This is a genomic window from Tenacibaculum sp. 190524A02b, from assembly GCF_964036645.1.
In the GTDB taxonomy this organism is placed as follows: Bacteria; Bacteroidota; Bacteroidia; order Flavobacteriales; family Flavobacteriaceae; genus Polaribacter; species Polaribacter vairaonense.
This window is the reverse complement of the sequence record NZ_OZ038525.1, coordinates 1,372,163-1,391,463: the sequence shown is the minus strand read 5'-3', so window position 1 is coordinate 1,391,463 and position 19,301 is coordinate 1,372,163. Positions and strand designations below refer to the sequence as shown.

Here is a 19,301-nt window from a genome sequence, read left to right as displayed (position 1 = left end):
TTTTAAAGTTTCATTTTAGCTGTTACATTTAAAACCCTACCTGTCATATAATTTGGTATTCCATACTGTGCTTTACTATAAGCATCACGAACCCATGTATTAGTAATTGAATTACGAATGTCAAATACATTGAAAAGTTCAACACCAATGGTAAACTCTTTAAAATGACGTAAAAAATTTGTAGAATTTTGTTTGTTAGCATCTGCTAAAACATAAGAAACCCCTAAGTCAGCACGTTTATAATCATCCAATCTATTTTGGTAAGAATACACATCAGCATAAGCAGGCGCGCCTCCAGGAAGTCCAGTGTTATACACAATATTCAAATAAGCCTTTAAATCAGGCAAATTTGGAACATAATCTTGGAAAAGAATACCCAGTTTTAAACGTTGATCTGTAGGTCTAGCAATATAACCTCTGTTATTAATATTCTCTTCCGTTTTTAAGAAACCTAAACTAATCCAGCTATCACTTCCCGGTACAAATTCACCATTTAGACGAACATCCATACCATATGCATAAGCATCTGTATTGTTGTCAGCTCTATAACGAATACGAACATTATCTACAGAATAGGCATTTACATTAGTTAGGTTTTTATAATATAATTCAGTGGTCAGTTTAAATGGGCGTTCCCAAAGCTCAAAACTATAATCATTACCAGCTACAATATGAAAAGATTCTTGGGCTTTTACTTCTGGGTGAATATTTCCATCATAATCTCTTAGTTCTTTATAAAACGGAGGCTGTGCATACAAACCACCAGAAACTCTAAATAACATATCTTTTTCCCAATCAGGTTTAATAGCAAATTGAGCTCTAGGACTAAATATAACATGACTTTTTGAAGCCTGTTTTTCTGTAGCCACTTGCCAATAATGGGCTCTTACACCTAAATTAAACCATACTTGATGTTCTTTCCAATTGGTTTTTCTACTAAATTGTACAAATCCTGAAAGACGATTTATATCTACAGTATTTTTAGCCTTTACATTTTGGTAAGGTAGTATTTCTCCTGTGAATGGCTCATAAGGCTGGTTATTGGTTATAAGATGATGAGGTGGACGTACAGAAAATCCTAATGAATCTATAATTTCCCATTCGTTAATTCTATCTTTTATATTTTCTATTTGGTATCTTACTCCAGCTTTCCATTCGTTAGCACCATCCTTTAAAGTAGCTCGTATTTGAGCAGTATTTATTAAAGCATCTAAATCATTCCTAGCGTGGTTAATTTGCGAACCAATACCTTGAGAAAACTTAACTTCTCCAAAATCTTCAGAACCAATATTACTATCAACTTCACCTAAACTATAAGCAGCAGCTATGTCAAAATATTCTTCCTCTTGTGTATTGAAAGAGGAAATAATCCCAGTAATTTTTAAATTATCTGAAACTTTATAATCTGCTGAAAAAGCACCAAAAGTAGTTTTAAACTTATCTTGCTCTTGACCTTGATAAAAAACGATTAATTCTAAAGGATTGGCAATAGTACCAAAACGAGTTTTACGAGTTAAAGGTTTGTAATTGTAATCATTCAAAGAAAAGTTACCTAAAAAGTTTAAAGCAAGTTTTTCAGAAGCTTTATAGGAAAGAAACGTTTGTACATCTGTAAATTGAGGTCTAAAATTAACTTCAGTTTGTTTACTATTTACAAATAAACTGTTATCTCTATAACGAACTCCAACAATAGCACTTAATTTATTTTTTAAAAAAGTATCTTCAAGTGTTATGCTACCACCTAATAAACTTAAATCAATTTGAGCTCCAAAGGAAGTAGGTTTTCTATAAGTAATATCTAAAACAGAAGAAAGTTTATCACCATACTTGGCTTGAAATCCACCAGCAGAGAAGTTTATATTTTGTATCATATGAGGATTAATAAAACTTAATCCTTCTTGTTGCCCAGAACGAATTAAAAAAGGGCGATACACTTCAATACCGTTAACATATACTAAATTTTCATCAAAATTTCCACCTCTTACATTGTATTGTGTACTTAATTCATTATTATTACTCACACCAGGTAAGGTCATTAACACATTTTCCACACCAGCATTAGCACCTACTAAGTTCTGTACTTTTTTAGTGTTAATTTGGGTAATACCTTGAGCCTCTTTTTTAGTGTTTTTTACAACTACTTCTTTTAAATTCTCATTAGTAGATTGCATTTTAGGAGAAAAAGTAAAAGTTTTACTTCCTCTAGCCGTAAACTTTTTTACAATTTGTTTAAAGGATACATGACTAAAAGTAACCTTTACAGTTTGACGAATAGGAATGGTAAATTCATAATTACCATTTTTGTCTGTAGTTGTTCCTTTGTTTAAATAAGAAATAGCAACATTTTCTATTGGTTGATTGTTTCTTGAAGTAATTTTCCCTTTAACAATTGCAGTTTGCGCAAAGCTAATAACAGGTAATAAAAGTAATATGATAAGTTTTTTCAATGTAATATATGTTTACTTTCTAAAAAACGTAGCTTTTAATGTTTTGGTATTTCCTACGTTATCAGAAACTACAAGTTTAAAAAGATGTTTGCTACCAACCAACTTTTTATCGCTAAAATCGTAAGTTAAGATTCCTTTTTTGTGATTGTACTCCATTAATACCCATTGTCCATCAATAGTAGCCCTATAACTACCAATACCAGAGTCATTATCTTTTATTTTAACTTTTAGATAATTTAGTTTTGATACCCATTTACCATTATAAAAGTTAATAGGCTTTATATATGGTTGTTTAGTATCAAAGCGTAAAGCATAATTGCCTAAAGATTTAGTAGAGGTATACACTTTATCTACTTTTTTCTTAGTAGAAACGTATCTTGGATATTTAGAGTTGTTTACATTGGCAATATATACTTGTTGCTTTTGTAAATCGTTTAAATGTGTGGTTTTAAAAGTTAGTGTATAACGTTTGTCTAAAGGAATAGTTGGTTCATGAATTTTAGCAATACCATCTTCTATTTTAAAATCAATAAAACAATCAGAATAAAATGTATTTTTTGGAAAAGCTATGGTAACTAAATTTTGTTCAAACTTGTTAAAGTTGCTAGCTATAATTTTGTAGTTTGTGGTATCTTTTTGTTGAAATAGTAAGTTATTTTTAACCCCTTTAACAGGAATAGTTATAGAAGTAGTATTATTTTTAATGTCCTTAGCTATAATCTCTACAGTATAGCTTTCTTTAGGTTCAACAATAAGTTCTCCATTATCTACCAAATCTTTATATAAACTAAGTTTGTTAGGAGCAACTTTATGTGTTTTTTGAAATCTGCGTTTATATTTTTTATAGTGTTCATAATCAATTAACAAATTGATATACTTACTTTCAGAAAATGAAAAAGTTTCTACATCATGGTAATATACACGTTTACCATTAACTTTCATTTCCAAACTATAAATTCCGTTTTTATTCCGAGCATGATTAAGTCTGTCAAAAACACTAATTCCAAAACCTATTTTACCACTAGCAGTAATTCTATTAGTAATAAATTTTCCTTTTTTTACTTGTTTAAAAGGTAAGGTAGTTTTATTGGCTGTATTATTAATTCTAGCGTAGTTACTCAAAGGATATACAATAACTTCACGCAATGTTGGTTGGATAGTATCCTTAGGGTTTAAACCAAACAGTAATGGATTAATTATTTTTTCAGTTTTAGTGTCTCTAATTTCATAATGTAAATGTGGTCCTCCTGAACCACCAGTATCACCAGTAAAACCTATTAACTGTCCTTTTAAAACAGGGAATTTTTCAGGCTTAGGAAAAAGATTACCAATAGCATATTTTTTTTTCTTGTACTGCATTCTTTTTACATATCCTTGTATTTCTTGTGAATACTTTTGTAAATGTGCATATACGGTAGTATATCCATTAGGGTGTTCTATATATAATGCCTTACCAAAACCATACTGACCCACTTTTATTCTAGAAACATAACCATCGGCAGCAGCATATAAAGGAATTCCTTCTTTACCCTGTGTCTTTATATCAATACCAGAGTGAAAATGATTACTCCGAAGCTCTCCAAAGGTTCCAGAAAGAATTATTGGTATTTTAAGGGGAGAATCAAAATAATCTTGTGGGTATTTTTTTTGTGCTACTAAAATTCCACTAAAAAGTAATGCGAAAGTGATAATGTAAAGCTTCAAAATTGCAATAGTTTTATTACAAAACTAATAAAATAATCACAAACATTTACTCTGTTGGAAATCAGTTTTATACTAAAAAGCTGTAAAAATTTTGTTAAATTAATCTATATTAATAACTTTGTAACAATAGTTTTATTCTCTATAATAAATGAGTAATACTCAAGAAGCAATTCATTTACTGGAAGATAAGTTGAAAAAATTACTTTCATATTATGAATTTTTGAAAGAAGAAAATAGAATATTATTTCAAGACAATGCTAAATTACAAGCTTTATTGGAAGAGAAGCAACAAGAAATAGAGGCAAAGCAAAAAGAATATGATTTGTTGAAAGTTGCAAAAACTATTGAAGGCAGTAACGAAAATACAAGAGAAACAAAACTCAAGATAAACGCTTTGGTTAGAGAGTTAGACAAATGTATTAAACTCTTAAATACCTAAAAAGTTCTTTAACATGACAAAATTAAAAGTTAATGTTATAATAGCAGGGAGAACCTATCCGTTAACAGTGAAAGACACGAAGGAAGAAGAAGGATTACGAAAGGCTGCAAAAGACATTAATAAATTAATTGCTAAATTTGAAGAAAGTTATGCTGTAGCTGATAAACAAGATGTATTAGCTATGTGTGCCTTACAATTTGCTTCAAAAGTAGCTTTAATGTCCATGAATAAAGAGGAAGAAGATACTGAAGTATTAGAAAAAATACAGTCGTTAACAGAAATGTTAGACGCACATTTATAAATAACGTTCTTTAGAAATAACATATTAATATACTGCCTACATTAGTACATTGTTTAATAAACTCAACACTATTAAATTAAAAAGGATAAGTCTTGATTAGTAAAGTGTGCCGGCTTTGTTTCGGATTCTTGATCAGTCAGTTAGTCCTAAACCTGTTTATCTGGAGTTTATAAAACCCTATTAATGTAGGCTTTTTTTATACAAGTAAATCAAAATTATGGAGGGAGTATTATTTCCTGTTTTAGCAGGAATTATAGGTTTAGCGATAGGTTTTTTTATCGCGAAAATGTTAGAAAAATCAAAAGCAAATAAATTAATACAAGAAACAAATAAAGAAGCCAAAAGAATAGTAAAAGAAGCTAAAGTTGAGGCTGACGCAATAAAGAAAGATAAAATTTTACAAGCAAAAGAAAAGTTTATAGAGCTTAAAGCTGAGCATGAAAAAGTAATTTTATCAAGGGAAAAGAAAGTATCAGATGTAGAAAAAAGAATTAGAGATAAAGAAAGCCAAATATCTTCTGAATTAGATAAAAACAAAAAGTTAAATAAATCATTAGAAAAGAAAGAGGCTGACTACGATTATAAAATTGAATATATAGAAAAAAGAGAGTCTGAAGTTGAAAAACTACATAAACGCCATGTAGATATGCTAGAACAAATTTCTGGTTTATCTGCAGACGAAGCAAAAACAGAACTTGTAGCATCATTAAAAGAAGAAGCTAAAGCAGATGCAATGTCTTTTATACAAGATACTGTTGAAGAAGCTAAAATGACAGCTCAACAAGAAGCGAGAAAAGTAGTGTTAAATACTATTCAAAGAGTAGGGGTAGAGCAAGCTATTGAGAATTGTGTGTCTGTATTTAACTTGGAGTCTGATGATGTAAAAGGTAGAATAATTGGACGTGAAGGGCGTAATATTAGAGCTTTAGAAGCTGCTACTGGAGTTGAAATTATAGTAGATGATACGCCGGAGGCAATTATATTATCTTGTTTTGATCCTGTTCGTAGAGAAATAGCTAGATTATCAATGCATAAATTGGTAACAGACGGTAGGATTCATCCAGCAAGAATAGAAGAAATTGTTCGTAAAACTGAAAAGCAAATTAATCAAGAAATTATAGAAGTAGGTAAACGTACGGTAATTGATTTAGGAATTCATGGTTTACATCCAGAGTTAATTAAAACAGTTGGGCGTATGAAATATCGTTCTTCTTATGGTCAAAATTTATTACAGCATTCACGTGAAGTAGCGAATCTTTGTGGACTTATGGCTGCAGAAATGGGCTTAAATGCAAAAGCAGCTAAAAGAGCAGGGTTATTACATGATATAGGTAAAGTACCTGAAACTGAAAGTGAGTTACCACATGCATTATTAGGTATGCAATGGGCTGAGAAGTATGGGGAAAAGAAAGATGTTTGTAATGCTATAGGAGCACACCATGATGAGATAGAGATGAAAACCATGTTAGCGCCAATAGTACAAGTTTGCGATGCTATATCTGGTGCTAGACCAGGAGCACGTCGTCAAGTACTAGATAGTTATATCCAACGTTTAAAAGATTTAGAAGATATTGCATTTGGATTTAATGGAGTTCAAAAAGCTTATGCAATTCAAGCAGGTAGAGAGTTACGTGTAATGGTTGAAAGTGCAAAAGTAAATGATGAAAAGGCTGCTGAATTATCGTTTAATATTTCTCAAAAAATACAAAATGATATGACGTATCCTGGACAGGTTAAAGTAACTGTAATTAGAGAGACAAGAGCTGTTAATGTAGCTAAGTAATATATCTTAAGTTAAAAAAATAAGAAGAAACTGCCTTTTTAGGCGGTTTTTTTTATGTGAAAATTATTTGGTTTGCATATTAAAACTAATAGATTAAATGTGAATTAAAATCTATATAGTACTATTTACAGAAAATAATATTACATAAAAATAATTTATATTTAATAGTGAGAAATATTTAATCGTTAATTCTATTAGTTTAAAATTGATTATATAAAAAATGGTTTGGAATCTAGTTAAAATAAGATGATATCCTGAAGTGTGGAATTTTACGTTACTAATTTTTAAGAACAGTACTTATTTTAAATTAACTGACAATATATATAAAAGCCCTATCTATATAATTAATAATAGATAGGGCTTAGCATATATAAACAGCTTTTAATCGCTGGGTAATAAACCAAAGCTACTTTCCCAATACTAATGTCGGGAAGTTTTTTACTAGATGTTTATATTGGAATAAATGCTTGAATTTTATAAAACTCTTTTGAGTTAGTACGGTCTCCAGAAATATTTGGACCAGCAGCAAATCTAAACCAAACTCCATTATTAAGAGTTGTTTTAACATAAGCACCTAAATATTGATATAATGTAACTGTATCACCAACATCAACTCTAGTTTGACCTAAATGTTCGTAGAAAGCACCAAAAGAAAAACTTTTACTTACTTTATACCCAGGTATAGCCCAGTTAAGCATCAAGTCTTGTGAACTTCCTTCACCACGTAAACTCATATAATAGGCTGTATACCCTTCAAATTCAAAATTTCCATTATTATAAACCATAAATAAGCTAGGAATAAGACTTTCAGCTATTTTTGTTTCTGCTGCCCCAGAAAGTAATTTACCATGTCCAAAACCTAAACTAGGGTTTAAGTATAACTTGTTGTCCGCTAAAGAATATCCTAAACCAATTCCTGTTTCTAAGAACAAGTCTTTTCCTTGATTACCAAAAGATGGGTTAACCCAAAAAACACTGTAAAAAGTTAAATTGGTTTTAGGTTTAATTTCATGAGAGCCTAAGAATACATTGTTAAAGCCAGCTCCACTATTATGAATAGGCATAATTGCAAAGGATGTTTTGCTCTTTTTTTCTTCCTTTTCTTGTGCATTAACAGTAAATGTTAAGCATAATAATACGATACTGATTGAAATTAATTTTTTCATGATTATAAAGTTGATTTGAATTTTAATGTTGATAAATTGAATTAAAGTTTGGTGATCTTTTTTCTAAAAAGGCATTCATGCCTTCTTTTTGATCTTGTGTATTGAACATAGCGTGAAAAATTCGTCGTTCGAAAACAATTCCGTCTTTTAAACTACATTCTAATGATTGATTAATAGCTTCCTTAGAGGCTATTAGTGCGGTTTTAGAATAATTAGCAATATTCTGCGCATAACTTATTACTTCTTGTAAAAAGTTATTTTTTGGAAGTACTTTAGAAACCAAACCAATTTGTTCAGCTTCTTCAATGTATATGTTTCTTCCTGATAGGATAATATCCATGGCTTTAGACTTTCCAACGAGTGAGGTTAGTCTTTGAGTTCCTCCAATACCTGGAATAACCCCTAATTTAATTTCTGGTTGTCCAAAAACAGCAGCTTCAGAAGCAATTATAGTATCACACATCATGGCTAGTTCACAGCCACCTCCTAAGGCATACCCTGAAACGGCAGCAATAATTGGAGTTTTAATTTTAGTAAAGGTCTCCCAATAACCAAAGTAATCTTCTTCAAACATCTGAGAAAAGCTTTTACTAGCCATTTCCTTTATGTCTGCTCCAGCGCAAAATATATTTTCATTACCGGTGATTACAATACACCCTACAGATGGTGATTTATCATACTTTTCTAAGGCCGAAATAAGTTCGTACATGATGTCAGAGTTTAGTGCATTGAGAGCACTGGGTCGATTTAATTTGGCAATAACAACCCTATCTATTTGTTCAAATAGTACATTCATTTATATAGTATTTAATTTAATTTTTATGAGTCCCAGATTGCTCCATAGGCAGGAATACCTCTTTCTTCCATACCATGAACAACCTTTTGTGTAAGTTTTTGATTAGAAATACATATAACAGCTTCAGCATCAAATTCTTTGTAAGTTTTATAGGCAAGCTTAACTAAGTCAGGTTTGCCATCTGCATCTGTATCCCAAATAATGGCATTGGGTTGTACTGCTTTAATTTCATTTACTAACTCTTCTCCGTATGTTTTAGCTGGGTTTCTTGTTGCCCAAACTAATACTGAAGGGGTTTCATTTAAAAGTAAATGAGGTAAGCATGGACCAATACCACTACCAGTAGCTACCCAAATAACTTTATTAAAGAGCTTATCTACATTACCAACGCCAGCCGTAGGGATTCCTTTTACCCAAATTTTTTCTGGCTTATCGGAAATAAAGTTTCCAGTCCAATCACCAGCTCTGGAAATTGTTAGCCTAAAACCATCTTTGTCTGGAGAAGGAACATTAGCAAAAGAGTGCCATTCTAATAAAGGGTTTCTACTCAACGCGGTTGAAGAACCTGCAAAAGGAGTAACACCATAATTGAAAGAAGTTAAGGCAACATGATTGGAAGGTCTAACAATGTCAATGTCTACTTTTTTCAAACGTAACCATGGTAATACTACACTAATTGTTAATGTAATTAGAATCCAAAAATCTATACTAGACAAAATACTTTTAGGAGTGTTTTGAATACCTATAAATAAAAACATTTGTACCCAAAAAAGAATTAGTACAGTCCAGCCACCAAGCCTATGCGTTAGTTCAAATTGATTATGATATTTAGCTCTCATTTTTGGCAAAGCCATAATAATAATAATCGTTAGTAAAACTAAAATTACAGAGGTAATGATAATAACACTTAAATTAACACCAGGTAAATCGTTTAAATAATGATGGTAAAGTGAGCCTACAAAGGCAAAATACCATAGTGTACCCATACTTGTACTGGAACTATGAATACCTCCAAAGTGATAAATTTTAGCGCATATTCTTCTAATAAATAAAGGCCAAGATTTTGGAGCACTAGTCGCTATTTTAAATAGCAAATTGATAACGTATTGTTGTCTAATTAAAATACCTAGAGCAAAATTAAATAGTATAATTTGTGCTATTTTATTTAAAGCAATACCGTCAGCTTGAAACCAGTTCCAAGTGGTAAGTGCTTTTATAAACACTATAGTATTGATAAGAGTTATTAATATAAATAACCTGTGATATGGAATGAACCAAGGATGCTTTCCTAATCTATATAAAAGACTTTTTTTAGGAGGTAATGTGATATTTTCCATGATTTATTTAGTTAAAGTTTCTTTTAGTTTTCTTTTATCAATTTTACCTCTAGATGTTTTAGGAAGTTCTTCTAGGAAAATAAACTCACTGGGTAAATAATAGTAAGGCAGATCTTTTTCTATAGCCTTTTTAATTGATTCTAATAAAGTGTTTGTTTGTGTTGTATGAAGACTGATAAAAGCAACAAGATAAGTTTGATACTTAATAGTAACAGCTCTTTTTACTTCAGAGAAACTTTCTATAATTTTACTTATTGAATCTAATTCAACTCTAAACCCTTTGATTTTTACTTGATCGTCAATTCTACCATAATGTATTAACTCACCTTGCTCATTCCATCTTCCTAAATCTCCTGTATTAAACATAATGCTTCCATCATTTAAGAATGGATCAGTTGTATATTTCTTTGTGTTTAGTTCTTTGTTGTTGATATAACCTTTAGTAACACAGTCTCCACCAGCCCACATTATTCCTACTTCACCAATTTTAGTTGGTGATAGATCTTCGTTTAGTATGTATACAGTGTTGTTAGGAGTTGGTTTGCCAATAGAAAGTTCACTAGTGCCAGGTATACATTTTTTCATGGTGTTTACAATGGTAGTTTCTGTAGGACCACAACAGTTATAAAAATTGCAAGCTCTTGACCAAGTGTCTGCTAAAATAACTGGGCAAGGTTCACCAGCAACGGCTACAGTTTTAATTTGCTTACATTTAGTAACATCAATAGTTGTTAAAACAGTTGGAGTTGCAATAATTACATTTGCTTTTTGAGCTGTCTCAGCAATGTCTTTACCTCTTATAAGTAGTGTGCCACCATTTCCAAGACAACCTAAAATTTCCCATGCAGCCATATCAAATGAAATATTTAGAATTTGAGCTACTTTCAATCCAGGTTTTATGCCTAGATTTCCAGGAGAACTATATAGAATGTTGCATAGATTTTTGTGAGTAACTTGTACTCCATTGGGAATACCCGTAGTTCCTGATGTAAATAAGATAAAACAAGTTTTATTGGTATTACTATTTTTATAATTAATAAGTTTAATATTACCATATAGGTTCCTGTAAATTTTTCTGTTGAGTTCTTTATCAATTAATACGGTTTGTTTGCTTTGAAAGTATGTTACTTGCTCTTTGTAATCAGATAAGGTTAATATAAATTTTTGATTACTTAAATTACTAATTTCTTCTAGCATTTTCGGGGGAACAATTCTAGGATCTTGTGGTACATAAATGGTACCTAGTTTCAAAGAGGCAACAATACCTATTAATAAATGTAAAGATCGATGAGTGTAGAGGCCTATTGTGTCGCCAGATTTTACTCCTTTTTGTTTTAGTATCAAAGCTAAAATTGTAGCTTCATTATCTAACTCCCTATAAGTTATAGTTTCGTTAGCAAATTCTGCAGCTATTGAATTAGGAGTTTTTGATAACCAATATTCAAAAGCATTTAATACATTTTTAAACGATGGTGCTATTTTTTGAGCAAAACCATATTTAATGAAAAGATGCTGATCTCTAAGGGACAGTTTTTCAATAGAGTTAAAATTTATTTCACTTTTAACTACATCCTCTTCTTCATTGTTCTTGTATAGCTCTAAAGAGTTAGAGCTAGTTGTAAAAGCTGATTTTTTCATGAAATAGTTTTTAGGTTAATATTTATTTGTTACGTATTAAAATGCTGCAGCTAAATTTTAATGATGTAAAGAAATCTGATAAGTATCACAGAAGTGTCACGAAAAAATCATTTTTATATCACACCTAAATTTTATATGTTAGCAATAACCCGTCTTAGATATTTTGATAGATCAATTAATGAAGAAAGTACTTATTATAGAGGATGATGCTTCCATAGCACAATTATTAGAAATACACCTTAAAGATTTAGGTTATACTATTGTAAAAGCCTTTGAAGGAGATAAAGGATTAGACATTGCTTTAAAAGAAGAGTTTTCTTTAGTAGTTTTGGATATCACTTTACCTAAATTAGATGGAGTTGAAGTTTGTAAACAAATACGTTTAGTTAAACAAACACCTATTATTATGCTAACAGCTAAGACAGAAGAGTTAGATAAAGTTCTAAGTTTAGAGTTAGGAGCTGATGACTATATGACCAAACCTTTTAGTGTTAGAGAGTTTATAGCTAGGGTAAAAGCTGTTACTAGAAGGTTTGATAATGCAAGAAATAATAAAAAAATTGTACAAATAAACAATGAATTAACGTTTAAGGAGTTATTTATTAATAAAGAGAAACGGAAGGTTTTAATAAAGAATAAGGAAGTGAGTTTATCACCTAAGGAATTTGAGTTGCTTGTTTTAATGGCATCAAATCCAGGTAAAGTATACAGTAGGGAAAAACTTTTAGAGTTAGTATGGGGGTACGATTTTGAAGGGTATAGACATACTGTGAATTCACATATTAATAGATTACGAAGTAAGATCGAAGAAGATATGATAAATCCTAAGTTCATAAGAACTTCATGGGGGGTAGGGTATAAGTTTAATGAAGAACTAATAATTCCCACCTATGAAAAAACACAAAACGGTATCGAGTAAATTAATAGCTAAGTTAGGAACTTCTTTCCTATTAATAATCTTAGTAATTGGTATAGTGTATATGACGCTTACCTTTTTTTTGGTGAAAAAATTTTACAGTCAAACCACACAAAGACTTAATTCTAATATCGCAAGTCATTTAATTGAAGAAAAGTTTAAAGATAATTCTCCTTTTCTGGAAAATGGAGCTGTAAATAAGCCTTTATTTGGTGATATAATGCATGATATGATGGCGGTTAATAGAGCTATTGAAGTGTATTTATTAAATGAGACAGGAGAGATTTTGTACTCAGTAGTTTTAGATCATGATAACCCAAATAAACCATTAAAGAAAATAAGTTTAACACCAGTTAAAAAATTTATTAAAAATAAGGAATGTTATGTTTTAGGTGATGACCCTAGGATTGCTGGAAATAAAAAGATATTTTCAGCAGCATCATTTGAGAAAGATGGAAAAAAGGGTTATATCTATATTATTTTAGCAAGTCAAAAATTTGAAGAAATTTGTGAAGCACTTTTTTCAGAATATTTTGTGAAGTTAGGCGTTAGAGGAACTTTGTTAACCATGCTGTTCGCAGTTTTAATGGGGTGGTTAAGTATTTGGTATTTAACAAGGTGTCTTAGGTCAATAATATACTATGTAAATAAATTTAAAGAAGGGGAGTATTGTAGTAGAATACCAAACCCATATGAATCTGATTTATCTGTTTTAGCAGTCACTTATAACAATATGGCACAGACTATTGCTGAAAATATTAAAGAAATAGAAACGGTTAATAAGTTTAGAAAAGAGTTAATAGCTAACGTTTCTCATGATTTAAGAACTCCTTTAACGGCTATTAGAGGGTATGTAGAAACTTTGAAAATAAAAGAACATAATATTGATGCTAACGATAGAAAAGAGTTTATAAATATTATTGAAAAAAGTGCCTGCTATCTTTCTAATTTAGTTAATCAGTTATTTGAGTATTCTAAATTAGAAACTAAGCAAATAGAAGTGCATGAAGAACCTTTTTATATATCTGATTTAGTATGGGATTTAAAAGAACGTTATGAGATTTTGGCAAAAAAGAAGAATATTTGTTTGTTTATTGATGTAGAAAAACCTGTTCCTCCTGTAATTGCTGATAGTGGTTTAATAGAAAGAGCACTACAAAACATTCTAGATAACGCTATAAAATTTACCCCTAAAAATGGGCAGATAACTATAGGTTTATCAAATAATTTAGAAAAAGTAATTATTAGAATAAAGGATACGGGGCCAGGTATTGAAAAACATGATCAAGAATTAATATTTAATAGAAACACTCAAACGCAAACAACTTTAACTCATAAAGAAGAAGGAGTTGGTTTAGGTTTAGCTATTGTTAAAAAGATTATGGAATTACATAAAACAGATATAAAAGTAAATAGTTTTATTAATAAAGGAAGTGCTTTTGAGTTTAGTTTACCTAGCTATAAAATACAATAAAACCACTCTAAAGGTAATTAATTATCTTATAGTAAGTGGTTTTATTATCTTTTGTTTTTTATAAACTAGATAACTATAAAGTTGAGTAGTAACAGTTTTTATAGTATTAACAAATTAATATCTCTATAAGGTAAATCAAACCAGTCAGCTACAGTTTTATTAGTTAAAATTCCATGATAAAAATACATGCCATTTCTCAAGCTTTTATCAAATCTTGCAGCTTGTTCAAAGCCACCTTCTTCTGCTATTTGTAATAAATAAGGAGTGAATATGTTGCTTATTGAAACAGAGGCGGTTCTAGCATATCTTGAAGGGATGTTTGGTACGCAATAATGTATAACGCCATTATCATGTGTAAATGTAGGTTTACTATGAGTGGTTACTTGAGAAGTTTCAAAACATCCACCTCTATCAATACTTACGTCAACTATTACAGCACCTTTTTTCATTTGGTCAATCATTCCTTCAGTTACGACAACTGGAGAACGATCTTTACCTCTTAAAGCACCAATAGCAACATCACAGCGCATTAAAGCCTTGGCTAATGTTTTTGGTTGAATAGTAGAAGTATAAATAGGAGCATGTATACAGCTTTGAAGTTTTCGTAATTTTGTGATTGAATTATCAAAAACTTTAACTCTAGCTCCAAGTCCTACAGCTGATTTGGCAGCAAACTCTCCAACCGTTCCTGCACCAATAATAACCACATTACTAGGAGGGACTCCTCCAATGTTTCCTAATAATAAACCATTTCCTCCATTAGCAGTAGTCATAAATTCAGCAGCAATATGCATAGAAGCAATTCCTGCAATTTCACTTAAAGATTTAACTATAGGGTAAACACTATGTTCATCTTTTATATAATCAAAAGCAATAGCTGTAATTCGTTTTTTAGCTAAGGCTTCAAAATATTTTTTATCTTGAGTTTTTAACTGTAAAGCAGAAATTAATACAGCTTGAGGTACAAGCATTTTAATTTCATCAAGAGAAGGTGGTTCAACTTTTAAAACTATATTACAAGAAAACACTTCTTTTATGTTATATGAAATTTTAGCTCCTGCATCAGAGTATTCTTTGTCAGAATAATGAGCACCTTCACCAGCTCCAGCTTCAATAACTACCCTATGACCATGAGCAACCAAAGCAGAAACGGCATCTGGACTTAGACTAATACGTTTTTCTTCAAAATGTGTTTCCTTAGGTAAGCCGATAAATAATTCTCCCTTTTGCTTTTTAATCTCAAGCATTTCAGGTTGCGGCATTAGTTGTTCTTTAGTAAAAGGTAAAGAAATTGAGCTCATTAAAATTAGTTTGTTTTAGTTTGAATGTTACGACTGTTGTTTTCTAACAAAGTAAGATTGATAGTAACAGCTTCTAAAGGTAATAAATTTTTAATATTTTCAGGCCATTCAATTAAACACCAATGATTACTATATAAATAGTCTTCAATACCCATATCATATGCCTCTTCTTCATTATCTATTCTGTAAAAATCAAAATGATAAACAGTTTCATTATTTGAGGTTTTATATTCATTTACTAATGAAAAAGTAGGAGAATTGGCAATATCTTCTACGCCTAAAGTTTTGCATATTTCTTTAATTAGGGTTGTTTTACCAACTCCCATTTCTCCATTAAAAAGTAAAACTTTATGCTTAGCATGCTCAATTAGTTTTTGAGCAATAACAGGAAGCTCGTTTAAAGAGTAATTTTCATTCATAGTAGCAAAAATAAATAACTTTAAAAAGGTAAAGAAATTTTAGTTTTTATATGTATAATGACCGATTATTTTAAATTTAAATAAGCAGTCTTCTATAACCTGACCAGCTCCAATATTATGAGCTATTAAATAACGTTTGTTATCATTAGATTTTTGATCTACTACAATTCCAATATGTGTAACTCCTCCATGTAAATTCCAACAAACAATATCGCCTGGTTTATATTCATTTGGAATTAAGCTATTATTTTTTGTGAATCCTTTTCTTTTAAAAAAGGTCATTAAGTTCGGAACACGTCTATGATCTATATTTTTATCAGTAGTTTTTAATCCCCAAATTTTAGGGTACAAGGGAAAGTTTTTACGCATGTCTTCATGTACTTCCTTTTGTAAATCAATTCCAAGTTTTCTATATGCTCTAATAACAACATCAGTACAAACTCCTTTGTCTTTAGGGATATCACCATTGGGGTAAGAAATGGAAAAATAACTAGGGTCATAAGTAACCTTGTTTTTAGTTAAGGCAATAGCTGCACTACTAAGTTTTTTACCAAAATTTTGTGAGAAACCTAGTAATGTAACTGTAAAAAGAAGATAAAATGTAAAAAATATCTTCATACTTATTTTGGTAAATAAACACTACAAGGAATAATCATTTCTTCTAGTGAAATACCTCCATGTTGATAAGTGTTCTTATAGTATTTTACAAAATGATTGTAATTATTTGGATATGCAAAAAACATATCTTCTTTAGTAAAAATAAAAGGACTATTTATAGATACCGAAGGAAGAAAAATGTCCTTAGGATTTTTTACAGCATAAACATCTTTGTCTTCAAAACTTAAGCTTCTACCTGTTTTATAGCGTAGGTTGGCACTAATATTTTTATCACCTATAACTTTAGTAGGGGTTTTACAGTTAATAGTACCATGATCTGTTGTAATGATTAGCTTTTGACCTAATTTTTGTGCTTTTTGAATAATATCATATAGCGGTGAGTTCTTAAACCAACTAACAGTTAATGATCTGTAGGCTTTATCATCACCAGCCAATTCTTTTATAACCTCCATTTCTGTTTTAGCATGTGAAAGCATGTCTACAAAATTATATACCACAACAGTAAGGTCATTTTGCTTTGTGGCATTAAAGTTTTCGGCTAGATCTTTACCATTTTTTAAAGAAGTGATTTTGTAATATTCATGATTTATTTGGAGCCCTAAACGTTTTATTTGAGAAGCTAAAAAGTCAGCTTCATATAAATTTTTTCCACCTTCATCAGTATCATTCTTCCAAAATTTAGGATACATTTTTTCCATTTCAGAAGGCATTAATCCAGAGAAGATAGCATTTCTGGCATATTGAGTAGCTGTTGGTAAAATACTATAATAAGAATGTTCTTCCTCTTTCTTATAGTAGTTGTTTATAATTGGCTCTAGTACTCTGTATTGATCATATCTTAAATTATCAATTACAACCCATAAAACTCCTTGATTTTTGTTCAAATTAGGAATAACATAGTCTTTAAAAAGGGTGTGTGAAAACGTTGGTTTATCATCACTAGTTAGCCAATCTTGATAATTTTTCTTTACAAATTTAAAAAACTGAGTATTAGCTTCTATTTTTTGAGACTCTAAAATCTCTAACATCCCAGTATCGTTTATATTTTCTAATTCAAGCTCCCAATGAACAAGTTTTTTATACATATCTACCCAATCTTCATAAGAGTTTACCATAGCTAAATCCATGGCTATTTTTCTAAACTCTTGTTGGTAGTTTGAGGTAGTTTTTTCTGATACTAATCTAGAATGATCTAAGTTTTTCTTTAAACTTAGGAGTATTTGATTAGGGTTTACAGGCTTAATTAAATAATCAGCTATTTTGGAGCCTATAGCTTCTTCCATAATGTACTCCTCTTCACTTTTAGTAATCATTACAATAGGAAGGTTCGCATTTATTTGTTTTATTTCAGAAAGAGTTTCTAAACCAGTTATTCCAGGCATATTTTCATCAAGAAAAACAATATCAAAGTTTTTATCATTAACTAAGTCTATAGCATCCGCACCATTGGTACAAGAAGTAACGGTATAGTTTTTTTGTTCCAAAAATAAAATATGAGGCTTTAATAACTCTATTTCATCATCTACCCAAAGTATTTCCATATTTCGTATATAATTTTTTAATGTCTATGATAAAATTAACGTTAAAAAGATGTTTTGTTGCATTTATAAACGCTAAAAATACGTTAATTAAGTTATTTGTTATTTGGTTTTATTAATAAAATATGATTCTTTTGTTTAAAATTGAAGCTTTTGTATTTTGAAAAACATACCAACTAACAAACTTAAAATATTAAATGATCCTATTTATGGGTTTATTTCCATTCCTAATACTTTAATATTTGATATTATTGAGCACCCTTATTTTCAGAGATTAAGAAGGGTTACACAAATGGGCTTATCTAATTTAGTGTATCCTGGAGCTAACCACACACGTTTTCATCATGCTATTGGGTGTATGCACTTAATGCAAAAAGCCATACAGACTTTAAGAGTTAAAAATGTTGATATTTCCGAAGAAGAAGAAAATGCAGTATGTATTGCTATTTTATTACATGATATTGGGCACGGTGCTTTTTCTCATGCATTAGAACACAGTATTGTTAATGGAATAACCCATGAAGAAATCTCATTAAAATTTATGAAAGCGCTTAATGAAGAGTTTGAAGGGAAGTTAAACTTAGCCATTGAAGTTTTTGAAGGGAAATATCATAGGAAATTTTTATACCAATTAATTTCTAGTCAACTAGATATTGATAGGTTAGATTATTTAAAAAGAGATAGCTTTTATACGGGAGTAGCGGAAGGGAATATATCTTCAGATAGACTTATAGCTATGATGAATGTGATAAATGATGAATTGGTTATTGAACAAAAAGGTATCTATTCTGTTGAAAAGTTTATTATAGCAAGACGTTTAATGTATTGGCAAGTATATTTGCATAAAACAGGGTTAGTAGCAGAAAGTATTTTAGTAAATCTTTTAAAAAGAGCTAAAGAATTGGCATCAAATGAGGTAGAACTTTTTGCTAGTAAAGCATTAAAATATTTTTTATACAATACTATCACTACATCCAATTTTACTAATGAAACTCTAGAAACCTTTTCAAGATTAGATGATTATGATGTGTTATTGGCTATAAAAGAGTGGATAAACCATGAAGATTTTGTATTGTCAAATTTAGCAAAGATGATAATCAATAGAAAGTTGTTGAAAATTGAAATTCAAGATAAACCTTTTACTGATAAATACATTGCTAAGGTAACTAAGAAGGTAAAGAAAAAAATAAATTTAAAAGGAGAGTATTTGAACTATTTTATTTTCTCTGATAGCATTAAAAACCAAGCCTATTTTAAAGAAAAACCGATTATGATCTATACTAAAAAAGGTAAGCTTAAGGATGTTGCCAAAGCGTCAGATCAACTAAACGTGCAAACCTTAACAAAACCTGTAATAAAATATTATATATGTTACCCTAAAAACATGTTAGTGTAAAATGCAAATGGGTAATTGAACAAAAATA

General features: G+C 30.1%; 16 protein-coding genes and 1 other RNA gene. 7 read left to right on the top strand and 10 right to left on the bottom strand.

The window, feature by feature from the left end; genetic code table 11:
• Positions 1-2: 2 nt before the first annotated feature.
• Positions 3-2,447 carry a TonB-dependent receptor gene (locus ABNT65_RS05480; RefSeq protein ID WP_348747377.1) on the bottom strand — a complete coding sequence of 815 codons (2,445 nt, stop codon included), beginning with the start codon at positions 2,445-2,447 and terminating at the stop codon, positions 3-5.
• A 12-nt stretch (positions 2,448-2,459) separates the two neighbouring features.
• Complete coding sequence (locus ABNT65_RS05475) at positions 2,460-4,151, bottom strand: M23 family metallopeptidase (RefSeq protein WP_348747376.1); 1,692 nt, start codon at positions 4,149-4,151, stop codon at positions 2,460-2,462.
• Positions 4,152-4,299: 148 nt separating this feature from the next.
• Here ABNT65_RS05475 and ABNT65_RS05470 point away from each other — a divergent pair, with 148 nt between their 5' ends.
• The 4 genes from ABNT65_RS05470 to rny all read left to right on the top strand — a co-directional run bounded on the left by ABNT65_RS05470 (position 4,300) and on the right by rny (position 6,674).
• Positions 4,300-4,590: a hypothetical protein gene (locus tag ABNT65_RS05470; protein WP_348739197.1), complete on the top strand. Its 291-nt coding sequence runs from the start codon at positions 4,300-4,302 to the stop codon at positions 4,588-4,590.
• Between the two features lie 13 nt (positions 4,591-4,603).
• The gene (locus ABNT65_RS05465; RefSeq protein ID WP_348747375.1) at positions 4,604-4,891 is read left to right on the top strand and encodes a cell division protein ZapA; all 288 of its coding nucleotides are present in this window, start codon (positions 4,604-4,606) and stop codon (positions 4,889-4,891) included.
• A 60-nt stretch (positions 4,892-4,951) separates the two neighbouring features.
• Positions 4,952-5,060: non-coding RNA, 6S RNA (gene ssrS / locus ABNT65_RS05460), on the top strand.
• Between the two features lie 48 nt (positions 5,061-5,108).
• A complete protein-coding gene (gene rny / locus ABNT65_RS05455; protein WP_348706255.1) occupies positions 5,109-6,674 on the top strand; it encodes a ribonuclease Y in 1,566 nt (521 codons plus the stop codon).
• A gap of 449 nt (positions 6,675-7,123) precedes the next feature.
• Here rny and ABNT65_RS05450 read toward each other — a convergent pair whose 3' ends face one another.
• Genes ABNT65_RS05450 through ABNT65_RS05435 form a run of 4 tightly spaced genes read right to left on the bottom strand, consistent with a single transcriptional unit; the run spans position 7,124 to position 11,611 of the window.
• On the bottom strand, positions 7,124-7,840 hold the full coding sequence (locus tag ABNT65_RS05450) for a DUF6733 family protein (RefSeq protein WP_348706258.1): 717 nt from the start codon (positions 7,838-7,840) through the stop codon (positions 7,124-7,126).
• A 22-nt stretch (positions 7,841-7,862) separates the two neighbouring features.
• On the bottom strand, positions 7,863-8,636 hold the full coding sequence (locus ABNT65_RS05445; protein ID WP_348747374.1) for an enoyl-CoA hydratase-related protein: 774 nt from the start codon (positions 8,634-8,636) through the stop codon (positions 7,863-7,865).
• Positions 8,637-8,659: 23 nt separating this feature from the next.
• Positions 8,660-9,973, bottom strand: a complete 1,314-nt coding sequence (locus ABNT65_RS05440) for a hypothetical protein (protein ID WP_348747373.1) — start codon at positions 9,971-9,973, stop codon at positions 8,660-8,662.
• Positions 9,974-9,976: 3 nt separating this feature from the next.
• The gene (locus tag ABNT65_RS05435; protein ID WP_348747372.1) at positions 9,977-11,611 is read right to left on the bottom strand and encodes an AMP-binding protein; all 1,635 of its coding nucleotides are present in this window, start codon (positions 11,609-11,611) and stop codon (positions 9,977-9,979) included.
• Between the two features lie 178 nt (positions 11,612-11,789).
• Between ABNT65_RS05435 and ABNT65_RS05430 the strand changes: the two genes are divergently transcribed.
• Both ABNT65_RS05430 and ABNT65_RS05425 read left to right on the top strand, forming a co-directional pair.
• Entirely contained in the window at positions 11,790-12,530 is a 741-nt protein-coding gene (locus ABNT65_RS05430) for a response regulator transcription factor (RefSeq protein WP_348706266.1), read from the top strand.
• Positions 12,502-14,001 (top strand): HAMP domain-containing sensor histidine kinase, encoded by a 1,500-nt coding sequence (locus tag ABNT65_RS05425; protein WP_348747371.1) that lies wholly within the window; start codon positions 12,502-12,504, stop codon positions 13,999-14,001. The genes ABNT65_RS05430 and ABNT65_RS05425 overlap by 29 nt, the downstream gene beginning before the upstream one ends.
• A 98-nt stretch (positions 14,002-14,099) precedes the next feature.
• Here the strand turns inward: ABNT65_RS05425 and ABNT65_RS05420 are convergent, their stop codons facing one another.
• The 4 genes from ABNT65_RS05420 to ABNT65_RS05405 are packed head-to-tail and all read right to left on the bottom strand — an operon-like array spanning position 14,100 to position 17,880.
• Positions 14,100-15,302, bottom strand: a complete 1,203-nt coding sequence (locus ABNT65_RS05420) for an alanine dehydrogenase (protein WP_348706272.1) — start codon at positions 15,300-15,302, stop codon at positions 14,100-14,102.
• 5 nt (positions 15,303-15,307) lie between these two features.
• Positions 15,308-15,721: a tRNA (adenosine(37)-N6)-threonylcarbamoyltransferase complex ATPase subunit type 1 TsaE gene (gene tsaE, locus ABNT65_RS05415; RefSeq protein ID WP_348706274.1), complete on the bottom strand. Its 414-nt coding sequence runs from the start codon at positions 15,719-15,721 to the stop codon at positions 15,308-15,310.
• Positions 15,722-15,760: 39 nt separating this feature from the next.
• The gene (locus ABNT65_RS05410) at positions 15,761-16,339 is read right to left on the bottom strand and encodes a DUF1287 domain-containing protein (RefSeq protein ID WP_348747370.1); all 579 of its coding nucleotides are present in this window, start codon (positions 16,337-16,339) and stop codon (positions 15,761-15,763) included.
• 2 nt (positions 16,340-16,341) lie between these two features.
• Entirely contained in the window at positions 16,342-17,880 is a 1,539-nt protein-coding gene (locus ABNT65_RS05405) for a response regulator (RefSeq protein ID WP_412766841.1), read from the bottom strand.
• Between the two features lie 157 nt (positions 17,881-18,037).
• Here ABNT65_RS05405 and ABNT65_RS05400 point away from each other — a divergent pair, with 157 nt between their 5' ends.
• Entirely contained in the window at positions 18,038-19,273 is a 1,236-nt protein-coding gene (locus ABNT65_RS05400; RefSeq protein ID WP_348747369.1) for an HD domain-containing protein, read from the top strand.
• Positions 19,274-19,301 lie beyond the last annotated feature (28 nt).